Source organism: Xylanibacter rarus (assembly GCF_001275135.1).
Taxonomy (GTDB): domain Bacteria; phylum Bacteroidota; class Bacteroidia; order Bacteroidales; family Bacteroidaceae; genus Prevotella; species Prevotella rara.
Genome location: NZ_LFQU01000060.1, coordinates 1 through 4977 on the forward strand (window position 1 = coordinate 1; position 4977 = coordinate 4977).

Genomic DNA, 4977 nt, shown 5'->3' on the forward strand with positions numbered 1-4977 from the left:
TCACCTGGGTGAGCTAGTAGTTAGAGTCATATGCCATGTTGATTCTTATCTTATCGCAAGAACTACGTTTGCAATTGGATTTTTCGTTTTTCACTTTTCATTATTCACTTAAACAATCACTATGTTTGCATTTATTTCGTGCAAGTTTAATGGGTTTCTGCATTTATTTCATGCAATTTTGGCAGAATTCTGCATTTATTTTGTGCAATTTCTGTAAAATACAGTATATTTGTCATGATATAAAATAGGATGGGTATGGAAAGGCTGTATGAATTTTTCTATAGAAAACTGAAAAATACTCCGGTGGAGTTTTTCAGATATAAATATAACCAGATAAAATGGGAAAGTAGAGCTTTCGGACTTGTCGGCCCACGAGGCGTAGGCAAGTCTACTATGCTGCTGCAATATATCAAACAGAATTTGGACACAAAAGATACGCTGTATGTATCGGCTGACAATCTTTATTTTGCAGAACACAAACTTGTTGACCTGGCTGACCGTTTTGTAAAGATGGGAGGCAAACACCTGTTTATCGACGAGATTCACAAATATGAAGGATGGTCGAGAGAGCTGAAACAGATTTATGACAGTTATGACGACTTGCAGATTGTGATCTCCGGCTCTTCGATACTTGACATTTATAAGGGCATGGCAGATCTTAGCAGACGTATGCCTATTTATGAGATGCAGGGGTTGTCGTTCAGAGAATATTTGCGCCTATTTCATAGTATAGACGTACCAGTTTACAGTCTGAAAGACATACTTACGCACAAAGCAGTGATTAGTGGTGTAGAACATCCCCTTCCACTTTTTCATGATTATCTTAAAAGAGGCTATTATCCGTTCGGACGCGACGCTGAATTTGAAATTGAGCTGATGCAGGTGATAAACCAGACGATGGAAATAGACATACCAATGCACATAAAGACCAACATATCTGTGGGCAGAAAACTGAAGAGTCTGATAATGGTTGTATCTAAAAGTGTTCCTTTTAAGCCTGTGATGCAGAAACTGGCTGATGTTACGGGTATCAGCAGAAATGACATTCCTGACTATCTGATATACATGGAACGTGCCGGAATGATAAGTCAGCTGCGTAATGCAACCGGAGGACTGAGAGGCCTAGGCAAAGTGGAGAAACTGTATCTAGACAACACGAACCTGATTTATACCCTTGCACCGGAACGTGCTGATATAGGAAACGTAAGAGAGACGTTCTTTATGAACCAGACGAGGGTATGTAACGACGTGAGAAGTTCTGACATCTCAGATTTTGAGATAGACGGCAAGGTGTTTGAAATTGGAGGACGGAAAAAAGGACAAAAACAGATAGAAAGTGCAGACGACGGCTACATCGTGAAAGACGATATTGAAAGCGGATACGCAAACGTGATACCTCTCTGGGCTTTCGGATTTAACTACTAATGGTAATTCACAATTAGCTTGCGCTGAACTGCGTTAGGTTGGCGATTCGGTCGCGCTATGAACGATAGCCACAAGACTAGTGGATTGTTTCCCTAGTGGCGCAATGTAGGGACGTACCCCAGGTGCGTCCACCTTTCATTTAGCATTTTTTTTGTTATATCGTAAATCGTTGAAATACAGGATTTTACCAGTTGGACGCACCTGGGGTACGTCCCTACAATCAACCCTGAGTAATGCTGTTTAATTTTTACTTGCGCTTACAGCCTGCTCTTCACTTAAATAAGCACTACGTTTGCAATTGACTTTAACTCCTACAAAAAATCCATAATGCACATGAATTTTTACTTTTTAATTTTTCATTTTCGTGCGAAACAATTCGCACGAACTGCGGTTCGGAAAAGTCAAAAATAAAAACTGCGTTTTTTATTTGTCTTTTCTCTCGCCTTGTTCTATCTTTGAATAAGATAGGAGGCGGCTCGGCAATAAAAATAAAAAATTAATGTTTTTTCATTTTGTATTGCTCTCACCTTTCACTATCTTTGAATAAGATAGGATGCGGCTCGGCAATAAAAATAAAAAAATTATGTTTTTTCATTTTGTATTGCTCTCACCTTGTTCTATCTTTGAATAAGATAGGATGTGGCTCGGCAATAAAAAAGAAAAAAAGTGTTTTTTCATTTTGTATTGCTCTCACCTTGTTCTATCTTTGAATAAGATAGGATGCGGCTCGGCAATAAAAATAAAAAAATATGTTTTTTCATTTTGTATTGCTCTCACCTTTCACTATCTTTGCAGAAAAATACTGTGATGCAGAATACGGAAATTTTAAGTATTAAGAATTTCGGTCCTATAAATAATGCTGTCGTAAGAATTAGTAAGATTACTGTCATGATTGGCGAACAGGGCGCCGGAAAGAGTTGCGTGGCTAAGCTCTATTCTCTTTTTTCATGGCTTGAAAAAGCGCTGATGAGACATGTTCTTACTGAACGCTACGTTACGCAGTATTCGAGATTCAGAAAGACGTATGCTGCATATAATGGTATTAACGGATACTTTAGGCCTGATACGGAGTTGAGGTTCGACGGCTTTCACTATTCGTTTGTTTATGAGAATGAAAAATTATCTATAATAGAAAATAATCAAGATGGCAATTTGTTTAATATTGCCAAAGTGATGTATGTGCCGGCTGAACGTAACGTATTGGGAAGTGTTGAGCATCCAACAAGATTGCGTGAACTGAGCGATCCGATGATGACATTTCTTGATGAATATGATAAAGCCAAAAACGATATAAAAAGCGGATATAAAATGCCATTCGGCGAGGTGGATTTTGAGTATGACAAACTGAACGACATACCCAAACTTAAACATAAGAACTATGAAATAAAACTGTCGGAAGCGTCAAGCGGATTTCAGTCAGCACTGCCTTTACTGCTTGTATCAGAAAATCTGTCGAACATTGTACGCGACAATTCGGCAAAGGCTGAACTGTCGGACAAAGAACGCAAGGCGTTGCAAAAAGAGGTGAATCTGATATTAAGCGACAACACGCTGAGCGATGACGTGAAAATGGCGTCATTGAGAATGGTGTCGTCAAAGTATAGATATTCCCGCTTTGTAAACGTTGTAGAAGAGATGGAACTTAATCTGTTTCCAGACTCTCAAAAAAATGTGCTGTACGAACTGGTGGCTGATGCATATAAACTGAATGAAAACAGACTGGTGATGACAACACACAGTCCTTATGTGATAAACTATCTTACGTTGTCTGTTAAAGCTAAGCAACTGGCAAAACGTGCGGAAGGATTGGAAGATATACTGAAACGTATCTATGATGTTGTACCAATGTCAGGAATGATTAATGCTGACGACCTGATTATATATGAATTGCATGACGGCACCGTTGAACAACTGAAAGATTATGAGGGGCTGCCTTCTGACGACAATTATCTTAACATCAAACTGAGAGATACTAATAGCGTTTTTGACGACTTATTGGAGATTGAGGAGGACTTGGACAGCTATGATGAAAGAAAGAGTGATTGATTTCTTTAAGGATGAAATGCCTGTTGGAGATGCTTTATTCGGAATATGTGATGATGAGGATGAAGCAGCAAAGACTCCGGCTTATGTGGATGCCGATGCAAAAAATAAAGAAGAATGGACAGCCGTAGTAACTAACAGGTCTGGAAAGATAATCTCGTTTATAGCCGTAGATAACAAGATAGAGATAAGGCGTGAAAACGGACAAATGGAGAACCGCTGCGATGCCATGCTGCACAATGATGAATATATTATATTCATAGAACTGAAGAATCAGAACAAGGACTGGATTAAACATGCCGTAGAAGATCAGTTGGCAACAACCATCAATGTATTTAAACAGTGGCATGACATTTCTTTATTCAAGCATAAACTGGCTTATGCCTGCAACAAACGTCACAGGAGATTTGCATTTAGTAATAAAGAAGATATGCAACGTTTCCGCAATCAGCATGGCGTAAGACTGAATATAGGATGCGATATAATGATAAAATAACTATCGTTTTAGGCGGATTATAATTCATACTTTGTTAATTGTGTTTTGTTTCTATTGTGCTTATTTAAGTGAATGGCAGTTTATTGCTATAGCACGGCATTTGGATTGACTAACGTCGAACTTTGTTTTTTCACTGTTCACTCTTAACTTTTCATTTCCATCAGGCGCTGTTTAATTTTTACTTTTTAATTTTTCATTTTCGTGCGAAACAATTCGCACGAACTGCGGTTCGGAAAAGTCAAAAATAAAAACTGCGTTTTTTATTTGCCTTTTCACTCACCTTTCACTATCTTTGCATTTCTGTAATGTCCGGATAAGTTTTCGGGACTATTAATAAATTGTTTTGGCACTATGAAAGAAATGTATTATGTATTCTGCAACCAGACATTGGTGACTGATGGGCAAGCCGGCAAAGGACGGCGGGCGTGGTGTGTGCTGAGACTTATCGCGGATGTACTGTGTGGCGTGGTGAAGCCCGGAGATGCTGGCTGCATGAAGGGCGGATTGCGCGTTGATATGGCGACAGGGCTCGCCGTAAGATTGAACAGAGATACTAACAATTAAATAACTAAACCATGCTTTATCCATTATTATTTAGAAACAACTTCTTTTCGAAAATATGGGGCGGAAGCCTGCTGAAGAAACTTAAGGGCATAGAAGACAATGACCCTACGCCTATAGGCGAGAGCTGGGAGATAAGTGCCGTGCCGGGCAAGGAGTCGGTAGTGGGCAACGGCTCACTGCAAGGACGCAAGCTTAACGAACTTGTGACGGAATATAAGGAAGAGCTGATAGGACGCACGGTGTATGACATGTACGGCGAGACGTTTCCGCTGCTGATAAAGTTTATCGACGCTGCGAAGGACTTGTCGATACAGGTGCATCCCAACGACGAGATGGCAAAGAAATATCACGATTCGTTCGGCAAGACGGAGATGTGGTATATTATGGACACAAAGCCGGGAGCTAAGCTCTACAGCGGCTTTAAGAGTCTGATATCGAAATATGAATAC

Annotated in this window: 4 protein-coding genes; all 4 read left to right on the forward strand. The window is 39.7% G+C overall.

Features of this window, described 5'->3' with window-relative positions; translation table 11 throughout:
• Window positions 1-255 precede the first annotated feature (255 nt).
• Window positions 256-1425, forward strand: a complete 1170-nt coding sequence (locus ACU52_RS14385; RefSeq protein ID WP_053399306.1) for an ATP-binding protein — start codon at window positions 256-258, stop codon at window positions 1423-1425.
• A gap of 807 nt (window positions 1426-2232) precedes the next feature.
• Complete coding sequence (locus ACU52_RS14390; protein WP_053399307.1) at window positions 2233-3471, forward strand: hypothetical protein; 1239 nt, start codon at window positions 2233-2235, stop codon at window positions 3469-3471.
• On the forward strand, window positions 3449-3964 hold the full coding sequence (locus ACU52_RS14395) for a hypothetical protein (RefSeq protein WP_239684942.1): 516 nt from the start codon (window positions 3449-3451) through the stop codon (window positions 3962-3964). The genes ACU52_RS14390 and ACU52_RS14395 overlap by 23 nt, the downstream gene beginning before the upstream one ends.
• A gap of 575 nt (window positions 3965-4539) precedes the next feature.
• The coding region (locus ACU52_RS14405; RefSeq protein WP_316936658.1) for a type I phosphomannose isomerase catalytic subunit at window positions 4540-4977 on the forward strand (438 nt) is incomplete at its 3' end.

What these genes read in the sequence shown, in the direction of transcription:
- ACU52_RS14385 (WP_053399306.1), top strand. Translation starts at nt 256, where the DNA reads ATGGAAAGGCTGTATGAATTTTTCTATAGAAAACTGAAAAATACTCCG.
- ACU52_RS14390 (WP_053399307.1), top strand. Translation starts at nt 2,233, where the DNA reads ATGCAGAATACGGAAATTTTAAGTATTAAGAATTTCGGTCCTATAAAT.
- ACU52_RS14395 (WP_239684942.1), top strand. Translation starts at nt 3,449, where the DNA reads ATGATGAAAGAAAGAGTGATTGATTTCTTTAAGGATGAAATGCCTGTT.